Consider the following 24,135-nt stretch of genomic DNA (forward strand, 5'->3'; position numbering starts at 1 on the left):
CACCCGCCGCCCTTCCATCCATCGCCGAGGTAGCCATGCCCGTTTACAAAGCCCCGCTGCGCGACACGCGCTTCCTGCTCAACGAGGTCTTCGATTTCCCCGCCCACTACCGCGACCTGGTCAACGGCGCCGAGGCCACGCCGGACATGGTCGACGCGATCCTCGGCGAGTGCGCGAAGCTCTGCGAGGAAGTCATCGCGCCGCTCTACCACAGCGGCGACGAGGAAGGCTGCCACCTGGAGAACGGCGAGGTACGCACGCCCAGGGGCTACAAGGAAGCCTACGAGGCCTATGTCGCCGGCGGCTGGCAGGGTCTCTCGCACCCGGTGGAATACGGCGGCCAGGGCCTGCCGATGAGCCTCGGCGCGCTCAAGCAGGAGATGATGGGCACCGCCAACTGGCCGTTCTCCATGTATCCCGGCCTCTCCCTCGGCGCGATGAACACCCTGATGCAACATGGCACCGAGGAGCAGAAGCAGACCTACCTGACGCCGCTCACCGAAGGTCGCTGGGGCGGCACCATGTGCCTCACCGAGCCGCAGTGCGGCACCGATCTCGGCCAGGTGAAGACCCGCGCCGAGGCCAACCCCGACGGTAGCTACGCGATCAGCGGGACGAAGATCTTCATCTCTTCCGGCGAACACGACCTGACCGAGAACATCGTGCACATCGTCCTCGCCCGCCTGCCGGACGCGCCGAAGGGCACCCGCGGCATCTCCCTGTTCATCGTGCCCAAGTTCCTCCCCGGCGCAGGTGGCTCCCTCGGCCCGCGCAACGGCGTGAGTTGCGGCGCGCTGGAGAAGAAGATGGGGATCAAGGCCTCGGCCACCTGCGTGATGAACTTCGACGACGCCACCGGCTTCCTCATCGGTCCGCCGAACAAGGGCCTGGAATGCATGTTCACCTTCATGAACAGCGCCCGCATCGGCACCGCCATCCAGGGCGTGGCCACCGCCGAGCTGGCCTACCAGGGCGCCCTCGCCTACGCCCGCGAGCGCCGCTCGATGCGCGCGCTCTCCGGGACCAAGGAACCCGGGCAGGTCGCCGACAGCCTCATGCACCACGGCGACGTGCGGCGCATGCTGCTGACCCAGAAGGCCATCGCCGAGGGCGGCCGCGCACTGGTCTACCTGGCGACCCAGTACGCCGACCGGATGATCCAGGGCATCCTCACCAGCGACGACGCCGAATACGCCCGCTGGGACGACAAGCTCGGCTTCCTCACGCCGATCCTCAAGGGCTGCCTGACCGAACTCGGCCTGGAGAGCGCCAACCTCGGCATGCAGGTATTCGGCGGCCATGGCTATATCCGCGAACATGGCATGGAGCAGATCGTCCGCGACGCGCGGATCGCCACCCTCTACGAAGGCACCACCGGCATCCAGGCCCTCGACCTGCTCGGACGCAAGGTCCTGCTGATGACCCAGGGCAAGGCCGTGCGCGACTTCACCAGGGTCGTGGCGCAGTTCGCCATCGACCTGCTGAAGAACGAACCGAGGATGCGCGGCCGCGCCCTGGTGCTGCTCAAGCTCTGCGCCCAGTGGAACCTGCTGACTCTGCGCATCGCCCTGACCGCGCGCAAGCAACGCGACCTGGTGGGCACCGCCAGCCACGACTACCTGATGTTCTCCGGCTACGCCACCCTGGCCTATTCCTGGGCCCTGCAGGAAGCCGCGGCGCGCCGCCGACTGCGCCTGGGCGGCAGCGAATCGGCGGACTTCTACAAGGCCAAGATCGCCACCAGCGACTTCTACTTCGCGCGTCTGCTGCCGCGCGCCAAAGGCCACGCGGCGGCGATGGCGAAGCCGGTCGGCTCGATCATGGACCTGAAGAGCGAGCACTTCGCCTTCGACTGACGCGCCCCGCCGATCTCAACCACCCCCGGGCGTTGTCGTCGCCCCGAGCAGCAACGCCTGGACATCGTCGAGCATCGAGTCCCATTCGTCCTGGGCGATGTCCATCAGGCGGAAGTAACGCAGCATGAAGGCACCTTCCGCCGCCAGGAACGCCAGGCGCGCGCGGCGTCCCTCGACACTGGCCAGGTCCAGCCCCTCCAGGCGACTGCGGTACCACGCGTTGCTGCCCTCCAGGTGCTCGGGCGTCTGGATCAGCGCCGCCATCAGCGCCGCCGCCTTGCTGCTGGACAGCTCGTCCGAACGCTGGGTCGCCTCGGCATGTGCGCGAACCCGCGTCAGTGGCGTCGGCTGGCTCCCCGCCACCGCCTCGAACAGGCTGTCGTAGGCCTTGCCCCAGCGCTCGAAGATCGCGTCGATCAGCGCATCCTTGGTACCGAAGCAATACTGCACACCGCCCTTGGTGATGCCCATTTCCTTCGCCACCGCATCGATGGTCAGGCCGGCCGCGCCCTCGCGGGCGATCACCGCCTCGGCGGCATCCAGCAACTGGTCGCGGTCGATCGTCCGTCGGCGTCCCATGGCTACCTCTTGAGTTTAAATCCATACGTATGTATTTATATTTTCACACGCCCGCCCGTGGCAGGCAATTCCCGGTATCCACGGCGAGCGAAGAACCGTTCGCCACAGAGGTTATCCCATGTTCCGGCAGAACCGCTGGCTGGTCCTGGCCATCGTCTCCAGCGCCCTGTTCCTCATCATCATCGACATGACCGTGCTCTACACGGCCCTGCCGCGCCTGACCCACGACCTCGGCGCGACGGCGGCGGAGAAGCTCTGGATCGTCAACGCCTACCCGCTGGTGGTCGCCGGCCTGCTGCCCGGCGCCGGGGTACTCAGCGACCGCCTCGGTCACAAGCGGCTGTTCCTCGCCGGCCTGCCGCTGTTCGGCCTGGCCTCGCTGTGCGCCGCCTTCGCCCCCGACGCCGGCGCGCTGATCGGCGCCCGCGCCGGGTTGGCGGTGGGCGCGGCACTGATGATGCCGGCGACCTTGTCGATCGTCCGCCATGTCTTCCAGGACGAACGCGAACGCGCCCTGGCCATCGGTATCTGGGCCTCCGTCGCCTCCGCCGGCGCGGCGCTGGGGCCGGTGGTCGGCGGAGTGCTGCTGGAGTTCTGCTGGTGGGGCTCGGTGTTCCTCGTCAACGTCCCGGTGGTGGTCATCGCGCTGCTGCTGGCCGTGCCGACCATTCCCGCCTGCGGCGGCCAGTCGCGCAAGCCCTGGGACCCGCTCGGCTCGCTGCAGGTGATGCTAGGCCTGGTCGGGCTGGTCTACGCGATCAAGACGCTCGGCACCCGCGCCCCCGACTTCTGGCTGGCCGCCGGCGCCGCCCTCGGCGGAACGGCATGCCTATACCTGTTCGTGCGTCGGCAACGCCGTGCCCGCGAACCGATGATCGACTTCGCGCTGTTCCGCAACCGGCGCTTCGCCCGCGGCGTCGCGGTGGCCCTGGTGGCGACCATGGCGCTGGTGGGCATGGAGCTGGTGTTCAGCCAGCACCTGCAACTGGTGCAAGGCCTGACGCCGCTGCAGGCCGGCCTGTTCGTCCTGCCGATCCCGCTGGCCTCGCTGGTGGTCGGGCCGCTGGCCGGCTGGCTGGTGCCGCGCTGGGGCGAGAACCGGGTGATGTGCGCCTCCCTGCTGCTCGGCAGCGCCGGATTGCTCGGCCTGGCCTTGTCCTACCAGGCCGCCACCGGAGCGCAACTGGCCAGCCTGGTGTTGCTCGGCGTCGGCTTCGGCGGCGCGATGACCGCCGCCTCCACCGCGGTGATGCTCAACGTAGACGAACACAGTTCCGGAATGGCGGCCGCCATCGAGGACGTGTCCTACGAATTGGGCGGGGTGATCGGCGTGACCCTGCTCGGCAGCCTGATGAGTTTCGTCTACGGGATCTCCCTGGCGCTGCCCTCGCCCGACCTGCCGGCACGGGTCCGTGACAGCCTCGACGACGCCCTGATGGTCGCCGAGGGCCTGGCGCCGGAGGTCGCGTCGCGGCTCGTCGAGCTTGCCCGGCAGGCTTTCGACCAGGCCTTCGTCGCCGTGCTACTGGCCGCCGCCGCGCTGCTCTTCCTCAGCGCCATGGCGGTCCTGCGCCAGCCGCGTCCGGCTACAGAGCCAGCGCCACCAGCACCGCGCACTCGGTAAGTTCGACCAGCGCGCCGGCGGTGTCCCCGGTGGTGCCGCCGAGGCGCGCGAGGAAACGGCTGCGCAGCCAGGCGAAGAGCATCAGCGTCACCAGCAGCGCCAGCAGACCGGACAGGCCGAACGCCAGGGCCAGGCCGAAACTCACGCCGAGCACCCACGGCAGGCTGCGCGCCGGCAGGTGCTCGGCGATGGCCTGGCCGAGCCCGCCGGGACGCGCGTAGGGGGTGGTCAGGAACAGCAGCGGCAGGCTGCTGCGCGCCAGCCACGGAGCCAGCAACAGCAGGCCGGGTCGCCCCGCGCCGAGCAGCGCCGCCAGGGCGCCGAACTTCAGCAGCAGGACCAGCACCAGCGCCACCACCGCCGCCGGCCCGCTGCGCGGGTCCTTCATGATCGCCAGGGTCCGCTCGCGGTCGCCCAGCCCGCCGACCCAGGCGTCCGCCATGTCGGCCAGGCCGTCCAGGTGCAGCGCGCCGCTCAGCGCCACCCACAGGCTCAGCAGCAAGGCCGCCTGCAACAGCGGCGGCGTACCGTCGAGCGACCGCGCCGCGCCATACAGCACGACGCCGATCAGCACGCCGACCAGCGGATAGCAGAGCACCGCACGGCCGAACTGCTCCGGCGTCGGCATCGCCGACAGGCGCACCGGCAGGCGGGTGAGGAACTGCAAGGCGACCAGCAGTGACTGCAAGGCTTCGCGCATGACTATTCCCCTTCCCGGCACTCGTGCCAGCGATCGTCGCCCTCTCCGGCGCGCAGGCCGAACAGCGCGCCATGACCGACCTCCACCTGCAGCAGGCGCTCGCGCGGCAGGCCACGGGCGCGAGCGAGCAACAGGCGCATGACGCCGCCATGGGTCACCAGCAGCACGCGGCGGCCGGCGTGACGCTGGCGCAGGCGTCGCTGGGCGGCCAGCACCCGCGCCTCGAACCCGGACAGCGGCTCGCCGCCCGGCGGGGTGAAGGCGTAGGGATCGGCCCAGAAGCGGCCGAGCGCCTCGCTGTGGCCGTCCATCAGGCTGGCCGCCGAGCGCCCCTCCCAATCGCCGAAATGCAGTTCGCGCAGATCGTCATCCAGCTCCAGCCCGATGCCTTGCCGCGCCGCCAGGTCCTCGGCGAAGGCGCGGCAACGTTGCAGCGGCGAGCTGACCAGCAGGTCCCAGCGTCCGCCGCCCACCGCCGCGCGCATCTGCGCCCAGCCGCGCGCGGTCAGGGCATCGTCGAGGCTGCCGCGGAAACCACCGCCGGACTCGGTTTCGCCATGCCGCAGGAGGTCCAGGCGCAGGCTCATGCCGGGCGGTCCGAGACCGCCGCTTCGGCGAAGGTCGCCATCCCCGCGTGCAGCGCGCAGGCCTGGCGCAGCAGCGGCAGCGCCAGCGCCGCACCGCTGCCCTCGCCCAGGCGCAGGCCGAGGTCGAGCAGCGGTTGCGCCGCCAGGGCTTCGAGCACATGGCGATGGCCCGGCTCGGCACCGCTGTGGGCGAACAGCAGCCAGTCGCGGCAGGCCGGGTTCAGGCGCACCGCGCAGAGCGCCGCGACGCTGCAGATATAGCCGTCGACCAGGGCGACCACGCCCTTCTGCGCGCAGGCCAGGTAGGCGCCGGCCAGCGCAGCGATCTCCAGGCCGCCGAGACGACGGAGAACTTCGAAGGGATCGTCGCGATGGGCGCCGTGCAGGGCCAGGGCGCGCTCGATGACCGCGGCCTTGTGCGCCACGCCGCTGGCGTCCAGCCCGGTTCCCGGCCCGACCAGCGCGCTCGCCGGCGCATCCAGCAGCGCGCAGGCCATGGCCGCCGCCGCGGTGGTGTTGCCGATGCCCATCTCGCCGCCGATGAACAGCTGGCTGCCGGCCTGCTCGGCGCGGCGCACGCTTTCGCGCCCGGCCTCGAGCGCCAGCAGGCACTGTTCGGCGCCCATCGCCGGGGCCTCGACGAAGTTCGCGGTGCCCGCCGCCAGGCGCAGGTGGCGCACGCCGGGCAAGGGTTCCAGGGGGACGGCGGTGCCCAGGTCGACCACCTCCAGGCCGGCGCCGAGTTCGCGTGCCAGCACGCTGATCGCCGCGCCGCCGCGGACGAAGTTGCGCAGCATCTCGCCGGTGACCGCCTGCGGATAGGCCGAGATGCCCTCGGCGACTACCCCGTGGTCGCCGGCGAAGACCGTCACCCAGAGCCTCTCCAGGCTCGGTCGTTCGCGCCCCTGCAACGCCGCCAGGTCGATCGCCACTTGCTCCAGGCGGCCCAGCGAGCCGCGCGGCTTGGTCAACCGGTCCTGGCGTTCGGCCGCGCGCCGGCGCATCTGCGGGTCCGCCTCGCGGCAGGCGTCGCGCCACCATTGCAGACTCATAGCGGTTCTCCTTTCAACGGCATGGGCAAGCCGGCGACGGTGAAGGTCACCCGCTCGCAGCGTTCGGCGATGGCCTGGTGCAGCCAGCCGGCCTCGTCGACGTAGCGCCGGCTGAGTTCGCCCAGCGGCACCACGCCGAGCCCGGTTTCGTTGCTGACCAGGATGATCCGCCCCGGCAGCTCGCCGAGACATTCCAGCAGCGCCTCGCGCTCGCCGTCGAGACGCTGGGGATCGTCGCAGAGCAGCAGGTTGGTCAGCCACAGGGTCAGGCAGTCGACCAGCAGGCAGCGTCCGGCCTCGGCCTCGCCGCGCAGCGTCGCCGCCAGCGCCAGGGGTTCTTCCAGGGTTCGCCAGTGGGCCGGGCGGCGCGCGCGGTGCTCGGCGATGCGCCGGCCCATTTCGCCGTCGCCGGCCTGGGCGGTGGCGATGTAGCTCACCGCCAGCCCGCTCTCGGCGGCCAGGCGCTCGGCCAGGCGGCTCTTGCCGGAACGGGCGCCGCCAAGGATCAGGTCACGCATGGGGTTCTCCGCAGAGGGCGAGCAATCGCCCGGTATCCAGGTGGCGCTCGACCAGGTCGGCGAGCCGCTCGATGTCGCGTTCGCGCAAGGCCTGGTAGTCCACCGCCCGGACCTCGCGCAGGCCGGCCCAGCGCAGCAGCGCCGAACAGGCCGCGGTGGATTCGAACAGGCCGTGCAGGTAGGTGCCCATGACGTTCCCGTCGACGCTGCGGGCACCATCCGCGCGGCCATCGTCGAGCACCACCGCCGGCCGCGCCAGGGCCTCGCCACGGGTGACCCCGGCATGGATCTCGTAGCCCGACAGCGGCGCGTCCTCCAGGCTCAGGCGGCCCTGTACGTTGCGCAGTTGCTTGTCCGCTTCCAGGGTCGTTTCCAGCGCCAGCAGGCCGAGGCCAGCGCTGCTGCCGGCCGCGCCTTCCAGGCCGAGCGGATCGTGCAGGCGCTCGCCGAGCATCTGCAGGCCGCCGCAGATCCCCAGCAGGCGACCGCCGTAGCGCAGGTGGCGGAGGATCGCCTCGTCCCAGCCGCGCTCGCGCAGCGCCGCGAGGTCGGCGCGCACGCTCTTCGAGCCGGGCAAAACGATCAGGTCCGCCGGCGGCAGCGCCTGGCCGGGGCCGACGAAGCTCAACTCGACCTGGGGGTGCAGGCGCAGCGGATCGAAATCGGTGTGGTTGCTGATCCTCGGCAGCACCGGCACCACCACCTTCAGGCGCGGCCCGGTCTTGGCCGCCTGGCGCGTATCGATGGCGTCCTCCGCCTCCAGGTGCAGGTCGCTGACATAGGGCAGCACGCCGAGCACCGGCTTGCCGGTGCGCGCCTCCAGCCAGTCGAGGCCGGGTTGCAGCAGGGCGATGTCGCCGCGGAAGCGATTGATGACGAAGCCCCTGACCCGCTCCCGCTCCGAGTCGGAGAGCAGTTCCAGGGTGCCGACCAGGTGGGCGAAGACCCCGCCGCGGTCGATATCGGCGACCAGGATCACCGGGCAATCCACCGCTTCGGCGAAGCCCATGTTGGCGATGTCGTTGGCGCGCAGGTTGATCTCCGCCGGCGAGCCGGCACCCTCCACCATCACCACCCGGTAGGCGGCGGCGAGACGCGCATGGGAGGCCAGCACCGCTTCCATCGCCACGCGCTTGTAGTCGTGGTAGGCGGCGGCGTCCATGCTGGTCACCGCGCGGCCATGGATGATCACCTGTGCGCCGATGTCGGTGTTCGGCTTGAGCAACACCGGGTTCATGTCGGTGTGCGGCGCCAGCCGGCAGGCCTGGGCCTGCACCGCCTGGGCGCGGCCGATCTCGCCGCCGTCGGCGGTGACCGCGCTGTTCAGCGCCATGTTCTGCGGCTTGAACGGCGCCACCGCGACGCCGCGCCGGGCCAGCCAGCGGCACAGCGCGGTCACCAGGGTGCTCTTGCCGGCGTCCGAGGTGGTGCCCTGGACCATCAGGGTCCGTCCGCGATCACTCATGAGCAGGCTCCTTGAAGCCGAGCAGCGCGGCATCGAGCCGGGCCCAGGCGGCCTCGTCGGCGGGCAGGCCGAGGCGCAGGCTGGCCGGCTGCTCGAACTGGCGGGTGAGGATGCCGCGCCGCGCCAGGTGGTCGTGCAACGCCGCGCAACGTGGATCGACCAGGCGCTGGAACAACGCGTTGCCGCCCGCCGGCGGCCAGCCGTGGCGGCGCAGCAGCTCCTCCAGGCGCTGGCTGGCGGCCAGCAGGCGCTCGCGCTGCTGGCGCTGTTGCTGGCGGTCGCGCAAGGCGCTCTGGGCCACATGGCGCACCGGGCCATTGACCGTCCACGGACCGAGCTGCTCGGCCAGCGCCTGCAACAGCGGCCGCTCGCCGAGGGCGAAGCCGAGCCGCGCGCCGGCCAGGCCGAAGAACTTGCCGAACGAGCGCAGCACGATCAGTCCGGGCCGATTGCTGCAGGCCGCCAGGCTCGACTGCGGGGTGCAGTCCATGAACGCCTCGTCGACCAGCAGCCAGCCGCCGCGACGTTGCAGGCGGGCATGCCAGGCCAGCAGCTCGGCGGGCTCGAAGACCCGCCCGGTGGGGTTGTTCGGATTGACCACCAGCAGCACGTCGAGGCTGTCGAGATAGGGCTCGACCTCGGCCTCGCCGATCTCCCGTACCAGGTGTCCGGCCTGGCGCCAGGCGTGGGCGTGCTCGGCGTAGCACGGCGACAGGACGCCGACCCGCCCGCCCCGCCGCAGCCGTGGCAGGGCCTGGATCGCCGCCTGGCTGCCGGCCAGCGGCACTACCTGTTCGGCGCCGTAGTAGAGGCAGGCGGCGGCTTCCAGGCCGTCGTCGCTCTCCGGCAGGCGGGTCCAGGCCTGCTCGGGGATCGCCGGCAGCGGAAACGGCCAGGGCGCGATACCGGTGGACAGGTCCAGCCAGTCCGCCAGCGGAATGTCGTAGCGGCGCGCCGCCGCGCGCAACCGCCCTCCGTGTTCAAGCATGCAGCCACCCCATGGCCCAGAGCCCGGCCAGTACCAGCAGCCAGAGCAGTACGCCCTGGCGCACCAGCGCCAGCGCCCGATAGATGTCGCGGCCCTGCGGCTGCGGGCCGCTGCCGAGGAGCGGCCGCTGGTGCAGCTCGCCGTGGTAGATCGCCGCGCCGCCCAGGGACACGCCCAGCGCACCGGCGCCGGCGGCCATCACCGGGCCGGCGTTGGGGCTGTCCCATTGCGGCGCCTGCTCGCGCCAGCAGCGCAGGGCCTGGCGGGTACCGCCGAGCAGCGCGTAGGTCAGCGCCACCAGGCGCGCCGGCAGGTAGTTGAGGATGTCGTCGATCTTCGCCGCGGCCCAGCCGAAGCGCTCGAAGCGCGCGTTGCGGTAGCCCCACATGGCATCCAGGGTATTGCTCAGGCGATACAGCACCACCCCCGGCGCGCCGGCCACGGCGAACCAGAACAGCGCGGCGTAGACCGCGTCGCTGCCGTTCTCCAGCACCGATTCGGTGGCCGCGCGGGCGACCCCGGCCTGGTCCAGTTCGCGGGTATCGCGGCTGACCATGTAGCCGACACGCCGCCGCGCCTCGTCCAGGTCGCCGGCGCGCAAGGCCAGCGCCACCGGTTCGGCGTGCTCGCCGAGGCTGCGCAGGCCGAGCGCGGCGTACAGCGCCAGGGCCTGGACCAGCCAGCCGAGGTAGGGAATTTCAGCGAGCGCCCAGGCCAGCAGGGTCAGTGGCAGCACCGCGAGGACCCAGGCGCTCACCCCGTGGCTGCGCCAGCCGACCCCGGGGTCGCCCTCGCCGGCCAGGCGCGAGCGGTTGAAACGGCGCTCCAGGCGATCGGCCAGGCGGCCGAAGGCGACCAGCGGGTGCCAGCCCTTCGGCTCGCCGAAGCGCGCATCCAGCGCCACGCCGAGGATACCCAGCAGTGCGCTCATGCTCGCTCGCCCCAGCGGTTCTGGTAGACCAGCTCGGCCAGCGGACGCGGTTCGCTCCAGCCCTCCAGCGCCAGCATCGGCACCGGGTAGAACTCCGCCACCGGGCCCAGGCAGAGCACCGCCACCGCCTCGCTGCCGGGCGGCAGGCCGAGCAGTTCGCCCAGCGCGGCCGGATCGAACAGCGACACCCAGCCCATCCCCAGGCCCTCGGCGCGACTGGCCAGCCAGAGGTTCTGGATCGCGCAGGCGAGCGACGCCAGGTCCATCTGCGGCAGGGTCCGACGGCCGAACACATGACGCTCGCGGTCATCCATCAGCGCGGCGACCAGCAGCTCGGCACAATCCAGCACCCCTTCGACCTTGAGCCGCATGAATTCATCGGAACGCTCGTCCAGCGCCTCGGCGGTGCGCCCGCGCTCCTCCTCGACCAGCCCGTGGATGGCCCGGCGCAGTGCCGGGTCGCTGATGCGGATGAAGCGCCAGGGCTGCATCAGGCCGACGCTGGGCGCCTGGTGCGCGGCCTCCAGCAGCCGCGCGAGCAGCTCCGGCGCCATGGCGCCGCCGCTGAAGTGACGCATGTCGCGGCGCTCGGCGATGGCCCGGTAGACGGCGGCACGCTCGGCGGCGCTGAAGGCGTGGGGAGAATCGGACATGTCAGTCGGCGTCTCGCGCAGGCGCCAGCAACGCGGCGGCGGCCTGCGGGTTGGAAGGCAGGTAGAAATGGATATAGGAAGCCGTCAGCCGGCCCAGGCGGTACACCGCCTCCGCCGTGCTCCGGCCGTTCGGGCAGACGCCACGGGCCAGGGGCTCGACGGCGCAGTCGAGGGTCGAGTGATGGAAGGTATGCCCGCGCAGGCGCCCTTCCGGCAGTTCGACCTCCTGCAGGGCCAGCGCGGTCAGGCGCTTCTGCAGGCGCGCCCGGCCCGGCAGCAGGCCGAGCAGTTCGCCGCGCTCGCCGTCGGCGTCTTCCAGGCAGTCGAGCAGGTAGAGCATGCCGCCGCACTCGGCCAGCAGCGGTTTGCCGGCCGCATGGTGGGCACGGATCGCCTCGGCCATGGCGCGATTGTCCTGCAGGCGCCCCAGGTGCAGTTCGGGATAACCACCTGGCAGGTACAGGCTGTCCACGGCGGGCAACGCCTGGTCCTGCAGCGGCGAGAAGAACAGCAGTTCGGCGCCGAGCTCGCGCAGCAGGTCGAGATTGGCCTGGTAGAGGAAGGCGAACGAGGCGTCGCGGGCCACACCGATGCGCACGCCCTCCAGGCTGCGTTGCAGTGGCGCGGGGGCGGGCACCTCGAAGGTCACCGGTTCCGGCAGGTCGGTCTCGGCGCTGGCCCGCAAGGCGTCGGCGGCGGCGTCCAGGCGCGCATCGAGATCGGCCAGTTCCTCGGCCTGGACCAGGCCCAGGTGGCGGCTCGGCAGTTCGAATTCGGCCGAGCGCGGCAGACCGCCGAACCAGCGCATGCCGGGCGGCAGGCAATCGCGCAGGATGTCGCTGTGGCGCTGGCTGCCGATGCGGTTGCCGAGCACCCCGGAGAACGGCAGGTCCGGCTGGAAATGCGCCAGGCCGTAGGCCAGCGCACCGAAGGTCTGGGCCATCGCCGCACCGTTGATCACCCCCAGCACCGGCACGCCGAAGCGGCGCGCCAGGTCGGCCGCCGAGGGGTTGCCATCGAAAAGGCCCATCACCCCCTCGATGAGGATCAGCTCGGCCTCGCCGGCGGCCTGGGCCAGCAGGCGTCGCGCTTCGGCCTCGCCGACCATCCACAGGTCGAGCTGGTAGACCGGCGCACCGGAGGCGCGGGCGAGGATCATCGGGTCGAGGAAGTCCGGCCCGCACTTGAACACCCGCACCCGCCGCCCCTGGCGCGCATGCAGGCGGGCCAGGGCGGCGGTGACGGTGGTCTTGCCCTGGCCGGAGGCCGGAGCGGCGACCAGCAGGGCCGGACAGCGTACCTGGGTCATGGATGGAACGCCCCCGCGCAGGACGCCGGCATCAGAATTCCACTCCCTTCTGCGCCTTGATCCCGGCCTTGAACGCGTGCTTGACCAGGCCCATCTCGGTCACCGTGTCGGCGGCCTCGATCATCCCCGGCTGCGCGCCGCGCCCGGTCACCACCACATGCTGCATGGCCGGGCGCGCCTGGATGTCGGCCAGGACCCTGTCCAGCGCCAGGTAGCCGTGCTTGAGGGCGATGTTCAGTTCGTCCAGCACCACCAGGCCGATGGCCGGGTCGGCCAGCAGTTGCGCGGCGACCTTCCAGGCTTCCTCGGCCTTGGCGATGTCGCGCTGGCGGTCCTGGGTCTCCCAGGTGAAACCCTCGCCCATCACGTGGTAGCTGACTTCCTCGGGGAAGCGTCGGAAGAAGGCCTCCTCGCCGGTGGTGGCGGCGCCCTTGATGAACTGCACGACGCCGACCTTCATGCCATGGCCCAGGGCCCGCGCGACCATGCCGAAGGCCGAGCTGCTCTTGCCCTTGCCGTTGCCGCTGTGCACCAGGAGCACGCCGCGTTCGGCGCGGGCCTGGGCGATCTTCTCGTCGATCACGGCCTTCTTGCGCTCCATCCGCTCGCGGTGGCGCAGGTCCTTCTCGGGGGATTCGTTCATGGTCGATCACTCCTTGCGGCGACGGGATCTCACCCGCCGCCTCGTTGATTCGAAATACAGGGCCTCACAGGGCCTGGTAGCGCACGCTGAGATAGACCGCCTGGCCGGGCTGGTTGTAGCCATAGGCGGTTTCGTAGTCGGCGCCGAACAGGTTGGCGATCCGGCCCTGCAGGCGCCATTCGTCGTTCAGCCGGTACTCGCTGCGCAGGTCGAGGGTGGCGTAGCCGCCCAGGCGCACCTTGTTGGTCGGATCATCATAGCGTCGGCCTTCGGCATGCACGCTGGCGCCCAGCGAAAGACGCTCGAAGCGCCGGTCCAGCTCCAGGTTGAACATCCGCCGCGCCCGGCGCGGCAACTCGTTGCCGTGGTTGACGCCGCCGGAACGGTTTTGCGGGTCGAGGAAGGTCGCGTTGGCGTTCCAGTCCCAGCCCAGCCATTGGCTGCCGAGGACCAGTTCGACGCCGCGGATGCGCGCTTGGTCGATGTTGTTCGGCTGCCCCCAGGGGCGCCCCGGCGCCGGGCGTGGATCGTTGCCGATCAGGTCGTCGACGTCGGTGCGGTAGGCATTCACCGCCCAGTGTCCCCACGCGTGCGTACCGCTGAGGCCGACCTCCAGGCTGCGCGAGGTCTCGGCGTCCAGGTCGGGATTGCCGTAGTCGGGGTAGTAGAGTTCGTTGAAGGTCGGCGCCTTGAACGCCGTGCCGTAGCTGACGGTGAAGCGCAGCGCGTCGCTCAGCGCGTAGCCCCAGGCGGCGCTGCCGGTGTCGTGCACGCCGAACTGCTGGTTGTCGTCGCGGCGCAGGCTCAGTTGCCAGTCCTGGCGGCCGTGCTGGCCGAGATACTGGGCGAACCAGCCTTTGTTCAGCCGCGAGTCGACGCTGAAGGCTTCGCTGCTGCCGATCTCGTCCTTCTGCCAGTCGTAGCCGAGGGTCAGCACATGGCCTTCGGCCAGGGTCAGGTCGTTCTGCCAGGACAGGCTGTCGCGACGGGTATCGAAACGCGAGTAGAAACGGCCATCCTGATAGGCATCGGCCTTGTCCTCGCTGCGCCCGGCCTGGAGGGTCACCAGCCAGGGATCGAGCGGAGTGAAGCGGGCGCGGCCGCCAACCAGGTTCTGCTCGCCGTCGGCGTTGGCATTGAAACCGGAATTGCCGAAGACCTGGTCATAGTCGTTGTGCGACTTGGCCCTGAGCAGGGTACCGTCAAGCTCCAGGCCGTTGTCGAAGCGATAGCCGCCGCGCAGGTTCCCGGACAGGTTGCGGTAGCCGTCGCGGTCAGGCTCATCGCCCCCGGTACCGGCGCGCTTGGTATTGATGCCCGCCGTATCGAAGCTGCTCACCCCGAGGCTGTACCAGCCGTTGCCAGCGCCGCCGCTGACCCCGGCGCTGCCCTCCAGGGTGTGATGGGTGCCGTAGCCGGCGGAGAAGAACGGCTTGGCGCCCTGCCCGTCGCCGCGCCGGGTGAAGATCTGGATCACCCCGCCGATGGCCTCGGAGCCGTACAGGCTGGAACGCGGCCCGCGCACCACCTCGATGCGCTCGATCAGCTCCACCGGCAAATCCTGGAACGCGGTGAGGCCGGCGCTGGCCGAGCCGACCTTGATGCCGTCGATCAGCACCAGCACATGGTCGGACTCGGTGCCGCGCAGGAACAGCGTGGTGTTCTTGCCGAAACCGCCGTTGTTCGCCAGCGACACGCCGGGTACCTGGCGCAACAGCTCCGGCACGCTGCGCGCCTGGCTGCGCTCGATCTCGGCGCGGTCGATGACGCTCACCGCCGCCAGGCTCTGGGCGGCGGTCCGGGCGGTACGGGTGGCGGTTACCACCTGGTCGTCGAGGCTGACCGGCTCGGCCAGGCTCAGGGAAGACGCGCCGCACAGCGCCACGGCTGCCGGGGTCAGGAAAACTCTGTTCATGCTCTGCGCTGCTCCGTCGCTCTCACCCGCGCGACCTGGGTTGACGAGGCGGACGGAGGACGAGGCGACGGCGGGAGACGTCCGACAGCGCCCTCCGCGATGCCGTGGGTGCGTCAGGCCGGTCTCCGGGCTCGCGAGCGAAGCGCTGGACGCTTCCAGCCGCGCCTTCCCATGCCGGAGCACAGTGGTCATGAAGCGGCTGTCTGATTCGCCTACCGTTGCGGGGGCAGCGCTGGCCTGGTTCCGACGGAACGCACCAGCTTCCCTGTTTCACCCCTTGCGGGGCACCTGTCGCAAGGCGCGCAGCTTAGTGGTTCGGGGCTTGCGCGGTCAATGTGGCCGGCCACCGCAGAACTAGCGCCCCGCTCCGGGGAGCGGGACCGCGCGCAGCGCCGTCCCGGCCGGGGCATGGCTGCGGCACCACTGTCGCCAGGTGGCCTGCAACTGCACCAGCGCGGCGCCGGCCAGCTCGCCGCGTTCGCTGCCGGCCAGCGGGCTGGCGGCCAACGCCTTGAGCAGGCGCATGGTCGGCGGGTCGAGGGCATGCTCGCGGTCGGCCCGCGGGCCGTCGCGCAGCAGCGCCAGGCGCAGGCGCCGCAGGTAGCGGTCGCGGGCCTCGGCCAGCGGCGCCGGGACCTGCTCCAGGCATTGCCGCAGATAGAGCAGCTCATCGCCGAAATCGAGTCCCATCAGGCCGTCCGACCAGGGCTGGCGGCGCCCCTCCGGCAAACGGTCGTAGCGCTGTGCCAGGCGGATCAGGCGATCGGCGGTGCGCCCGCCGAACCAGGCCTCGGCCTGCGCCGGCGAACGCAGGGTGAGCCGCGCCAGGTCGCCGAGGGTCGCCTGCAGCATGCGCCGGTAATGGCGCTCGCCCGGCCGCAGGCTGACCAGGTTGAACACCAGCACGGCGAAGGCCACGCCGAGCACCGTCGACAGGGCGTTGTTGAGGAAGTGCGCGAGGTCGTAGCTCATGCTGTTGCTCGGCGCGACGTTCTTCACGAAGAAGATGCAGAACGGCGAGGCGATCCCGGCCAGGCTCGCCCGGTTCACGCACAGCGCGGCGAAGAACAGCGGCACGCCCAGGCCCAGGCAGAGCAGCGGGAAGCCGTCGACGCCGGGCAGGTAGAACAGCGCGACGAAACCGGCCAGCGGGATCGACAGGAGTATCCCGCGCAGGAAGTTGAGGCCGGCCTGGGCCGGGTTGTCGCGGCTGGCGAAGAGACTCAGCACCACCCCGGTGATCGACACCGCGCCCAACCCGCTCGGCCAGGCGCTGGCCAGCCAGAAGGCGGCCACGCAGAGGAACGCCAGGGCGCTGCGCAGGCCGAACAGCACGCCGCGCTCGATGTCCCGGTGCCAGGCGATGGCGCCCGGCGCCTGGCGCGTGGGTTCGCCATAGACCAGCGCCTCGACGCTGCGCCCGGCCTCCCCCGCCTCGGCCAGCAAGCGTTCGAGGCAGACCAGGCACAGGTGCAGTTGCCCGTGCGCGAGGTCCAGCACGGCGTGCAGGCGCCGCCGGCAACTCTCGAACTCGCCCCGGCGGCCCTCGCGCAGCAGCGTCTCCACCTCCTCCAGCCAGGGCTGCAACGCATGCGCGCTGGCCGGATCGAGCAGCCTCCGCTCGCGCGCCACCTTGCGCGCCGCGCGCAGCAGGCCGAGCAGGTCGAGGCCGAGCACGCGCAGGGCCTGGGAACGGGCGCGACCCAGCGCGCCTTCGAACCAGGCATGGTCGCGCTGGGCATCCGCCGCGGCGATCCGCCCCAGCGCCGCGAGCAGTTCGCCGCGTTCGCTGGCGCCGCGCAGTTCCGCCGCGCCCGCCTGCAGGCCGGCCTCCCAGGCCGCCTTGCCCTGGGTCGCCAGTTGCTGCTCCAGGCGCCGTGGCCAGAGCAGGATGCTCACCAGCGCCGCGCAGAGGATCCCCAGGCCGATCTCCGAACAGCGCGCCACCGCCTGGTCGAACACCGTCGCCGGATCGGCGCTGGCCGGCAGGGCGACGATCGCCGCGGTGTAGCCGGCCAGGACGAAACCGTAGGAAGCATGGTTGTGCAGCAGCGACGCGCCAGCGGTGCAGAACGCCAGCCAGAGCGCCATCAGCAGGAGGAACGGCAGCGACGCCTGGCCATAGAGCGCGACCATGCCGATCGACACCAGCGCACCGGCGCAGGTGCCGATCAGGCGAAACATGCCCTTGGCCAGGACCATGCCGCTATAGGGCTGGCTGACCACGAACACGGTCATCAGCGCCCATTGCGGCTGCTCCAGTTCCAGGCTGAAGGCCAGGTACAGGGCCAGCCCGCCGGCCAGCAGGGCCTTCACGGCGAATTGCAGTTCGTGCAGGCGCGGGCACAGCAACACTTGCACCAGATCGGAGGAAAAGAAGGAAGGCTTGGCCATCGCGGACGCCCCGAAATACATGAGCGAGCGAATTATTAGCAAGCTAATTTTATATTGTCCAGCCACTCCGCGAACTTTCCGGAAGAGCGTTTCGCCCTGCGAAACATGGGCCACCGCCCGCGCCTCGCCTGCGGAGGCGGCATCGCGTCAAGGCGTCCCGCAGCAGCATGGAAGCTCACTGGAGCCGACGAACACGCCTGCGCAGAAGGCGCCAACCGGCAGCGGCACCCGCCGAGCGTTCGTATACAATATCCCGCACGTTCCCAACGCCACGCAGGTTGCCCCGCTTGCCTCTCTCCATGCTCAACGCCCCTAACCTGGGCATCGCCCCTTCGGCCTCCGAGATCATCGCCAGGCACCTGCGCGAAGCGATCATCGCCGGGCATTTCGCCGAGGACGAACCGATCCGCCAGGACGACATCGCGCAACTCTTCAACGTCAGCAAGATTCCCGTCCGCGAGGCCCTCAAGCGCCTGGAGGCGGAAGGCCTGGTGCTGTTCCAGCGCAACAAGGGCGCGGTGGTGACGCGCATTTCCGAACCGGAACTGGCGCAGATGTTCGAAGTGCGGGTGCTGCTCGAGGCACAGGCGATCCGCCTGGCGGTGCCGAACATGGACGAGGCCACCTTCGCCCGCGCCGAGGCGATCTGCGCCGACTTCGTCGGCGAGGACAACGTCGGCCGCTGGGCCGAACTCAACTGGCAACTGCACGCCTGTCTCTACGAGCCGGCGCAGCGGCCGTTCCTGGTCAACCTGATCCGCTCCATCCACGACAAACTGGAGCGCTACCTGCGCATGCAGATGAGCCTGTCCGAAGGCAAGCAACGCGCCGACCGCGAACACCGCGAGATCGTCGCCGCCTGCCGCGCCGGCGATGCCGAGCGGGCCGCGGCACTGATCGAGGAGCATATCGTCGGGGTCTGCCGGACCCTCTACGAACACCTGCCGAACCGCCCCGCCAGCACCTGAACGGACCATCCGGTTATGCCGTTTTCGTCATCCGCCTGAACGAAAATCCTCAAGCGCCCCGTCCCGCCGAAACGCCACCCTGTGTCGCATTCCCCCGGCACAGGCGACCGCCACCATGCAACGCATCCGCATCATCGATTCGCATACCGGTGGCGAGCCCACCCGCCTGGTCATCGCCGGCTTTCCCGAACTCGGCCACGGCGACATGGCCGAGCGCCGGCGCCTGCTCGGCGAGCGCCACGACGCCTGGCGCACCGCCTGCATCCTCGAACCGCGCGGCAGCGACGTGCTGGTCGGCGCCCTGCTCTGCGAGCCGGTCGACCCCGAAGCCTGTGCCGGGGTGATCTTCTTCAACAACAGTGGCTACCTCGGCATGTGCGGCCACGGCACCATCGGCCTGGTCGCCTCGCTGGCGCACCTCGGGCGGATCGGTCCCGGCGCGCACCGCATCGAGACGCCGGTCGGCGAAGTCGAGGCGACCCTTCACGAGGACGGCTCGGTCAGCGTGCGCAACGTGCCGGCCTACCGCTACCGGCGCGCGGTCGCCGTTCAGGTGCCCGGCATCGGCCGGGTCGTCGGCGACATCGCCTGGGGCGGCAACTGGTTCTTCCTGGTCGCCGGACACGCCCAGCGCATCGCCGGCGACAACCTCGACGCCCTCACCGCCTATGCCGTCGCCGTCCAGCAGGCGCTGGAAGACCAGGACATCCGCGGCGAGGACGGCGGCGCCATCGACCACATCGAACTGTTCGCCGACGATCCCCACGCCGACAGCCGCAACTTCGTGCTCTGTCCCGGCCAGGCCTACGACCGCTCGCCCTGCGGCACCGGCACCAGCGCCAAGCTGGCCTGCCTGGCCGCCGACGGCAAGCTGCTGCCCGGCCAGCCGTGGCGCCAGGCGAGTGTGATCGGCAGCCAGTTCGAGGGGCGTTACGAATGGCTCGACGGCCGGCCCGGCGGGCGCATCGTGCCGACCATCCGCGGCCGCGCCCACGTCAGCGCGGAAGCCACCCTGCTGCTGGAAGACGACGATCCGTTCGCCTGGGGCATCCGCCGGTGAACGCCGAGGCCATCGTGGTCGGCGCCGGCATCGTCGGCGCCGCCTGCGCCGAGGAGCTGGCGCGCCGCGGTCTCGACGTGCTGGTGGTCGACTGCCAGCGCGGCGGCGCCACCGCGGCAGGCATGGGCCACCTGGTGGCGATGGACGACAACCCGGCCGAGCTGGCCCTCAGCGGCCACTCGATCCAGGCCTGGCGCGCCTGGGCGGCGGAAATGCCGGAGGATTGCGCCTATCGCGGCTGCGGCACCCTGTGGCTGGCCGCCGACGGCGCCGAACTCGCCGAGGCCGAGCGCAAGCGCCAGGCCCTGCTGGCCGCCGGCGTCGCCTGCGAGATGCTCGACGCCGCGCGCCTGCAAGCCGTGGAACCGGCCTTGCGGCCAGGCCTCGCCGGCGCCCTGAAGGTGCCGGGCGACGGCATCCTCTACGCGCCCAACGCGGCGCGCTGGCTGCTCGAACGAGCCGGCCCGCGCCTGCGCCGGTTGCACGCCGAGGTCAGCGAAGTGGACGGCAGCCGCCTGCGCCTGGCCGACGGCCGCTGGCTGAGCGCCGAGGCGCTGGTACTGGCCAACGGCATCCACGCCGGAGAGCTGTGCGCGGAGCTGCCGATCCGCCCGAAGAAAGGCCACCTGCTGATCACCGACCGCTATCCCGGCTCCCTCCGCCATCAACTGGTGGAACTCGGCTATGTCAGCAGCGCCCACGCCAGCAGCGGTACCTCGGTAGCCTTCAACGCCCAGCCGCGCCCCACCGGCCAGGTGTTCCTCGGCTCCTCGCGGCAGTTCGACACGCTCGATCCGCAGGTGGAAGGCCCGGTGCTGGCGCGCATGCTGCGGCGTGCCCTGGACTACCTGCCGGGGCTCGCCGGCCTCAATGCGATCCGTGCCTGGACCGGCTTCCGCGCCGCGACTCCGGACGGCCTGCCGCTGCTCGGCGAGCACCCGGCGCAGCCGGGCCTGTGGTTGGCGGTCGGCCATGAGGGCCTGGGCGTGACCACCGCGCCCGGCAGCGCGCGCCTGCTCGCCGCCCAGTTGTGCGGCGACGCGCCGCCGCTGGATCCCGCGCCCTACCTGCCGCAACGCTTCCTCTCCAGCCCCGGGGGGCTTCGTCCATGATCGAATTGCTCATCGACCAGCGTCCGCTGCGAGTCGCCGAGGGCACCAGCGTGGCCGCCGCGCTGGCCCTCGGCGGCGACGGCGGCAGCCGCCGTTCCGTCAACGGCGGGCGGCGCGCGCCGTTCTGCGGCATGGGCGCATGCCAGGAATGCCGGGTATTGATCGACGGCCGGCGACGCCTGGCCTGCCAGACCCTCTGCCAAGCCGGCATGCGCGTGGAGACCCGGGCATGAGCGTCGACTACGACCTGCTGATCGTCGGCGCCGGTCCCGCCGGCCTGGCCGCTGCGCTGGCCGCCGCGCCGAGCGGCGCGCGCATCGCCCTGGTCGACGACAACCCGGCCGCCGGCGGACAGATCTGGCGCGACGGCCCGCGTGCCAGCCTGCCGCCACATGCCCGTGAGATGCGCCGACGCCTGGCCGGGTACGTCAACGTCGAGCACTTCGCGGCGACCCGGGTGGTCGCCTGCGGTCCCGGCAGGCGCCTGTTGCTGGAAGACCCGCAACGCGGCTGGCAGGTCGGCTACCGACGCCTGGTCCTCTGTACCGGCGCCCGCGAGCTGCTGCTGCCGTTTCCCGGCTGGACGCTACCCGGCGTCACCGGCGCCGGCGGCCTGCAGGCGCTGGCCAAGGGCGGCCTGCCGCTGGCCGGCCAGCGCCTGGTGGTGGCCGGCTCCGGCCCGCTGCTGCTGGCCAGCGCCGCCAGCGCCAGCCAGTGCGGGGCGCGCCTGCTGCGCATCGCCGAGCAGGCCCCGGCGAGTACCCTGGCCGCCTTCGCCGCGCACCTGCCGCGCTGGCCCGGCAAGCTGTGGCAGGCCGTCCGCCTGTTCGCGCGCAGCTACCGCGCCGACAGCTACGTGCTGGCCGCCCTCGGCGAGGAGCGCCTGGAAGCCGTGCGCCTGCGCGAAGGCGGCCGGGTCCGCGAACTCGCCTGCGAACGCCTGGCCTGCGGCTTCGGCCTGGTGCCCAACGTGCAACTCGGCCAGGCCCTGGGCTATCGCCTCGACGGCCAGGCGCTCGCCGTCGACGAATGGCAGGCCGGCAGCCTGCCCGACCACTACGCCGCCGGCGAATGCACCGGCTTCGGCGGCAGCGAACTGGCCCTGGCGGAAGGCGCCATCGCCGGCCATGCTGCCGTCGACGAGCGCGACGCGGCCCGCCGCCTGTGGCCTCTACGGCGACGCTGGCAGGGCTTCGCCGACACCCTGGCGCGACACTTCGCCCTGCGTGCCGAACTGCGCGAACTGGCGGAGGCGAATACCCTGGTCTGCCGTTGCGAAGACGTGCCCTTCGCCGCGCTGGCCGGGCATGCCGGCTGGACCGAGGCCAAGCTGCACAGCCGTTGCGGCATGGGCGCCTGCCAGGGGCGGATATGCGGCGCCGCCGCGCAATTCCTGTTCGGCTGGACGCCTCCGGCGCCGCGTCCGCCGTTCAGCCCGGCGCGCCTGGAGACCCTGGCCCGCTGGCAGGGCGACGCAGGCTAGCGACGCTCGGCGCGATACAGCCAGCCGAGGCCGGCCAGCGACAGCAGCAGGCCACCCAGCAGCATGGGTGTCAGCGGCTCGGCGAACATCCAGTGCGCCCATAGCAGGGTCAGCGCCGGACTCAGGTACAGCGCCGCACTGCCACCCTGCGCGGAAAGATGGCGCAGACCCAGCCAGTACAGGCCGTAGCCGCCGAAGGTGGGCAGCAGCACCAGCCAGGCGAGCCCGAACAGGAATTCTCCGGACAGCGGCGGCCGCAGGCTACCCTCCGCCAGCGCCAGGCCGGCGAAGGCCGGCAGCGCGGCGCCGATCTGCACGAACAGCACCGCGGCCAGCGATCCCGGCGCGTCGTCCCAGCGCTTCTGCAACAGGGTGGCCAGGGCCAGCGCCAGCATGCCCAGCAGCGGCAGGCCGTAGGCCCAGCCCGGTGCCCGCCCCAGCGCCAGCGCCGCATGCCCGGCCCAGAGCACCCCGGCGGCGCCCAGGGCGATCCCCGGCCACTGCCCCGGCCGCGTTCGCTGCCCCGGCAGGACCAGCGCCAGCAAGGCCACCAGCAGCGGCAACAGGTCGGCCATCAGCGCCGCCACGCCCGGCGAGACGCCGAGTTCGATGGCCTTGGCGATCGGCGCGATGTAGCCCGCGTAGGCCAGCGCCCCGATCAGCGCCTGGCGTCGCCACTGGCGCGCCGACAACCGGCGCAGCCCGGCCCAGGCGAAGGGCAGCAGCAACGCCAGGCAGGCGGCGAAGCGCCAGAAGCTGGTGAGGAACACCGGCGCCTGCTCCATGGCATAGCGGTAGCCGACGAAGCCGGAGCTCCAGGCCAGTACCATGCCCAGTTGCACGGCCAGCAGGCGGGTCGCCGCGGGCATCGCTCGCGGGGTAGAGGTGGTCGCGCGCATCGCTCGGCTCCGTCGGTCAGGTACGAATCGAGGCTAGGCGCCCACTGCCGCTACCATCAAACGAAACTATCTGCACCAGTCATGCAGGAAATCGAAACCATGAGCGCCACCCTGGACATCGAGCTGCTGCGTACCTTCCATGCCATCCTGCGCTTCGGCCGCTTCCTCGCCGCCGCCAGCCATCTCAACCGCAGCCCATCGGCGGTGAGCACTCACGTCCGGCGTCTGGAGGAACTGGCCGGCGGCCGGTTGTTCGAGCGCGACAACCAGTCGGTGCGGCTGACCCCGCTGGGGCAGCGTTTCCAGCGCCAGACCGCCGAGCTGCTGGAAACCCACGACCGCGTGCTCGCCGGGTTGCGCAGACGGGAAGAGCCGCTGCGAGTGCGCTTCGGCATTTCCGAGGAGTACGCCGGCAAGCTGCTCGCTCGCCTCCTGCCGCGCCTCGGCGCGGAACTGCCGGCACTGGAACTGGAAGTGCTCACCGACGCCAGCGGACGGTTGGCCGGGCGCCTGCGGCGCGGCCAGCTAGATCTCGCCCTGCTGGTGCAGGCGCAAGACGAAACCCCGTACGACGGGCATTCCCGCGAGATCGGCGGCACCCAGCCGGTGTGGGTCGCCGGCCACGGCCTGCGGATCGATCCGCAACGTCCGCTGCCGTTGGCCCTGCACGGCCATGGCTGTCCCTATCGGCAGGCGCTGCTGGAAGCCCTCGGCGCGGCGGGCCGGCGCTGGCGCACTGTGGTCAGCAGTCCCGGCGCGGCGGCGCTGGAAGCGGCCATCGAAGGCGGCCTGGCGATCGGCGTGATCGACCGTGCGCGGGTCGGCACGACGATGCGCGTGCTGGGGCCGGCGGAGGGCTTCGCCGAACTCCCCGCCCACCGCATTCGCCTGGCCTTCGCCCCGGGAGACCGATCACCGGCGCTGGAGCGCCTCGGCGAGCTGATCGCCGAGGACTTCCGGCTCTGAGCCGCCACAGCGCCAGGCGATAGACCCGCAGGCGGTGGCCGTCCGGATCGAGGCCGCAAAAGGTGTAGCCGCAGTCCATGGACTGCGGCGCCTGGACGATCTCCATACCCTCTCCGCGCCAGAACCGGTGCAGGCGCCGGACCTCCTCGTCGCTGTCCACCTGGAAGCACAGTTCGCCGCCGCCGGGCAGCCCGCTCGCCGGCGCCAGGGCTTCGACCTCCTCCAGGGAAACATCAGCGGTGGCAGTTCGAACCCTGGCCGCAGCAGGTAGCCGAGCCCGGCGCCGCCCTCGATGTACGCGCCCTGTCGTTGCAGGGTGACGATGTCGCGGTAGAGGGTGCCCAGGCTGATCCCCAGCTCGCCGGCCAGGACATGCCCGGCCACCGGTAGCGGTGCCGACGGAGGATCTGTAGTAATTCCCGCAGGCGCTGGC

Annotated in this window: 23 protein-coding genes and 1 riboswitch; of the genes, 8 read left to right on the forward strand and 15 right to left on the reverse strand. The window is 71.4% G+C overall.

Annotation, left to right across the window (positions count from 1 at the left end):
• Positions 1-35: 35 nt before the first annotated feature.
• Positions 36-1,856, forward strand: a complete 1,821-nt coding sequence (locus PSPA7_RS19495; protein ID WP_012076586.1) for an acyl-CoA dehydrogenase C-terminal domain-containing protein — start codon at positions 36-38, stop codon at positions 1,854-1,856.
• Positions 1,857-1,871: 15 nt separating this feature from the next.
• On the opposite strand, the gene PSPA7_RS19500 is transcribed toward PSPA7_RS19495, so the two are convergent.
• Positions 1,872-2,435 carry a TetR/AcrR family transcriptional regulator gene (locus PSPA7_RS19500; RefSeq protein WP_012076587.1) on the reverse strand — a complete coding sequence of 188 codons (564 nt, stop codon included), beginning with the start codon at positions 2,433-2,435 and terminating at the stop codon, positions 1,872-1,874.
• A 118-nt stretch (positions 2,436-2,553) separates the two neighbouring features.
• Here PSPA7_RS19500 and PSPA7_RS19505 point away from each other — a divergent pair, with 118 nt between their 5' ends.
• Positions 2,554-4,059, forward strand: a complete 1,506-nt coding sequence (locus tag PSPA7_RS19505) for an MFS transporter (RefSeq protein ID WP_012076588.1) — start codon at positions 2,554-2,556, stop codon at positions 4,057-4,059.
• On the opposite strand, the gene PSPA7_RS19510 is transcribed toward PSPA7_RS19505, so the two are convergent.
• The 12 genes from PSPA7_RS19510 to PSPA7_RS19565 all read right to left on the reverse strand — a co-directional run bounded on the left by PSPA7_RS19510 (position 4,022) and on the right by PSPA7_RS19565 (position 17,214).
• Positions 4,022-4,759 (reverse strand): adenosylcobinamide-GDP ribazoletransferase, encoded by a 738-nt coding sequence (locus PSPA7_RS19510; protein WP_012076589.1) that lies wholly within the window; start codon positions 4,757-4,759, stop codon positions 4,022-4,024. The genes PSPA7_RS19505 and PSPA7_RS19510 overlap by 38 nt on opposite strands.
• Positions 4,760-4,761: 2 nt before the next feature.
• Positions 4,762-5,346, reverse strand: coding sequence for an alpha-ribazole phosphatase family protein (cobC, locus tag PSPA7_RS19515; protein WP_012076590.1), 585 nt, complete (start codon positions 5,344-5,346; stop codon positions 4,762-4,764).
• A complete protein-coding gene (cobT, locus tag PSPA7_RS19520; protein ID WP_012076591.1) occupies positions 5,343-6,398 on the reverse strand; it encodes a nicotinate-nucleotide--dimethylbenzimidazole phosphoribosyltransferase in 1,056 nt (351 codons plus the stop codon). Before cobT ends, cobC begins: the two co-directional genes overlap by 4 nt.
• The gene (gene cobU, locus PSPA7_RS19525; RefSeq protein ID WP_012076592.1) at positions 6,395-6,916 is read right to left on the reverse strand and encodes a bifunctional adenosylcobinamide kinase/adenosylcobinamide-phosphate guanylyltransferase; all 522 of its coding nucleotides are present in this window, start codon (positions 6,914-6,916) and stop codon (positions 6,395-6,397) included. The genes cobT and cobU overlap by 4 nt, the downstream gene beginning before the upstream one ends.
• On the reverse strand, positions 6,909-8,381 hold the full coding sequence (locus PSPA7_RS19530; protein ID WP_012076593.1) for a cobyric acid synthase: 1,473 nt from the start codon (positions 8,379-8,381) through the stop codon (positions 6,909-6,911). Before PSPA7_RS19530 ends, cobU begins: the two co-directional genes overlap by 8 nt.
• Entirely contained in the window at positions 8,374-9,369 is a 996-nt protein-coding gene (cobD, locus tag PSPA7_RS19535; protein WP_012076594.1) for a threonine-phosphate decarboxylase CobD, read from the reverse strand. Before cobD ends, PSPA7_RS19530 begins: the two co-directional genes overlap by 8 nt.
• Positions 9,362-10,300 carry an adenosylcobinamide-phosphate synthase CbiB gene (gene cbiB, locus PSPA7_RS19540; protein ID WP_012076595.1) on the reverse strand — a complete coding sequence of 313 codons (939 nt, stop codon included), beginning with the start codon at positions 10,298-10,300 and terminating at the stop codon, positions 9,362-9,364. Before cbiB ends, cobD begins: the two co-directional genes overlap by 8 nt.
• The gene (bluB, locus tag PSPA7_RS19545; RefSeq protein WP_012076596.1) at positions 10,297-10,953 is read right to left on the reverse strand and encodes a 5,6-dimethylbenzimidazole synthase; all 657 of its coding nucleotides are present in this window, start codon (positions 10,951-10,953) and stop codon (positions 10,297-10,299) included. Before bluB ends, cbiB begins: the two co-directional genes overlap by 4 nt.
• A 1-nt stretch (position 10,954) precedes the next feature.
• Positions 10,955-12,262 carry a cobyrinic acid a,c-diamide synthase CobB gene (locus tag PSPA7_RS19550; RefSeq protein WP_012076597.1) on the reverse strand — a complete coding sequence of 436 codons (1,308 nt, stop codon included), beginning with the start codon at positions 12,260-12,262 and terminating at the stop codon, positions 10,955-10,957.
• Positions 12,263-12,293: 31 nt separating this feature from the next.
• Complete coding sequence (gene cobO, locus PSPA7_RS19555; protein ID WP_012076598.1) at positions 12,294-12,905, reverse strand: cob(I)yrinic acid a,c-diamide adenosyltransferase; 612 nt, start codon at positions 12,903-12,905, stop codon at positions 12,294-12,296.
• Between the two features lie 64 nt (positions 12,906-12,969).
• On the reverse strand, positions 12,970-14,820 hold the full coding sequence (gene btuB / locus PSPA7_RS19560) for a TonB-dependent vitamin B12 receptor (RefSeq protein WP_012076599.1): 1,851 nt from the start codon (positions 14,818-14,820) through the stop codon (positions 12,970-12,972).
• A gap of 99 nt (positions 14,821-14,919) precedes the next feature.
• Positions 14,920-15,127, reverse strand: a riboswitch (cobalamin riboswitch).
• Between the two features lie 47 nt (positions 15,128-15,174).
• A complete protein-coding gene (locus tag PSPA7_RS19565; RefSeq protein ID WP_012076600.1) occupies positions 15,175-17,214 on the reverse strand; it encodes an FUSC family protein in 2,040 nt (679 codons plus the stop codon).
• A gap of 299 nt (positions 17,215-17,513) precedes the next feature.
• On the opposite strand from PSPA7_RS19565, the gene PSPA7_RS19570 reads away from it, so the two are divergent.
• From PSPA7_RS19570 to PSPA7_RS19590, 5 genes are all read left to right on the forward strand, one after another.
• Positions 17,514-18,182 carry a GntR family transcriptional regulator gene (locus tag PSPA7_RS19570; protein WP_003157648.1) on the forward strand — a complete coding sequence of 223 codons (669 nt, stop codon included), beginning with the start codon at positions 17,514-17,516 and terminating at the stop codon, positions 18,180-18,182.
• 115 nt (positions 18,183-18,297) lie between these two features.
• On the forward strand, positions 18,298-19,242 hold the full coding sequence (locus PSPA7_RS19575; protein ID WP_012076601.1) for a 4-hydroxyproline epimerase: 945 nt from the start codon (positions 18,298-18,300) through the stop codon (positions 19,240-19,242).
• Positions 19,239-20,354, forward strand: a complete 1,116-nt coding sequence (lhpB, locus tag PSPA7_RS19580; protein WP_012076602.1) for a D-hydroxyproline dehydrogenase subunit beta LhpB — start codon at positions 19,239-19,241, stop codon at positions 20,352-20,354. Before PSPA7_RS19575 ends, lhpB begins: the two co-directional genes overlap by 4 nt.
• A complete protein-coding gene (locus tag PSPA7_RS19585) occupies positions 20,351-20,587 on the forward strand; it encodes a (2Fe-2S)-binding protein (protein ID WP_012076603.1) in 237 nt (78 codons plus the stop codon). The genes lhpB and PSPA7_RS19585 overlap by 4 nt, the downstream gene beginning before the upstream one ends.
• On the forward strand, positions 20,584-21,837 hold the full coding sequence (locus PSPA7_RS19590; RefSeq protein ID WP_012076604.1) for an NAD(P)/FAD-dependent oxidoreductase: 1,254 nt from the start codon (positions 20,584-20,586) through the stop codon (positions 21,835-21,837). The genes PSPA7_RS19585 and PSPA7_RS19590 overlap by 4 nt, the downstream gene beginning before the upstream one ends.
• On the opposite strand, the gene PSPA7_RS19595 is transcribed toward PSPA7_RS19590, so the two are convergent.
• The gene (locus PSPA7_RS19595) at positions 21,834-22,736 is read right to left on the reverse strand and encodes a DMT family transporter (protein ID WP_012076605.1); all 903 of its coding nucleotides are present in this window, start codon (positions 22,734-22,736) and stop codon (positions 21,834-21,836) included. The two genes, PSPA7_RS19590 and PSPA7_RS19595, sit on opposite strands and share 4 nt — an antisense overlap.
• A gap of 99 nt (positions 22,737-22,835) precedes the next feature.
• Between PSPA7_RS19595 and PSPA7_RS19600 the strand changes: the two genes are divergently transcribed.
• Positions 22,836-23,702, forward strand: coding sequence for a LysR family transcriptional regulator (locus PSPA7_RS19600; protein ID WP_033999001.1), 867 nt, complete (start codon positions 22,836-22,838; stop codon positions 23,700-23,702).
• Here the strand turns inward: PSPA7_RS19600 and PSPA7_RS33060 are convergent.
• Positions 23,649-24,086 (reverse strand): HTH domain-containing protein, encoded by a 438-nt coding sequence (locus PSPA7_RS33060; protein ID WP_374119533.1) that lies wholly within the window; start codon positions 24,084-24,086, stop codon positions 23,649-23,651. The two genes, PSPA7_RS19600 and PSPA7_RS33060, sit on opposite strands and share 54 nt — an antisense overlap.
• Positions 24,087-24,135: the final 49 nt, after the last annotated feature.

It is taken from the genome of Pseudomonas paraeruginosa PA7, from assembly GCF_000017205.1.
GTDB classification, from domain to species: Bacteria; Pseudomonadota; Gammaproteobacteria; order Pseudomonadales; family Pseudomonadaceae; genus Pseudomonas; species Pseudomonas paraeruginosa.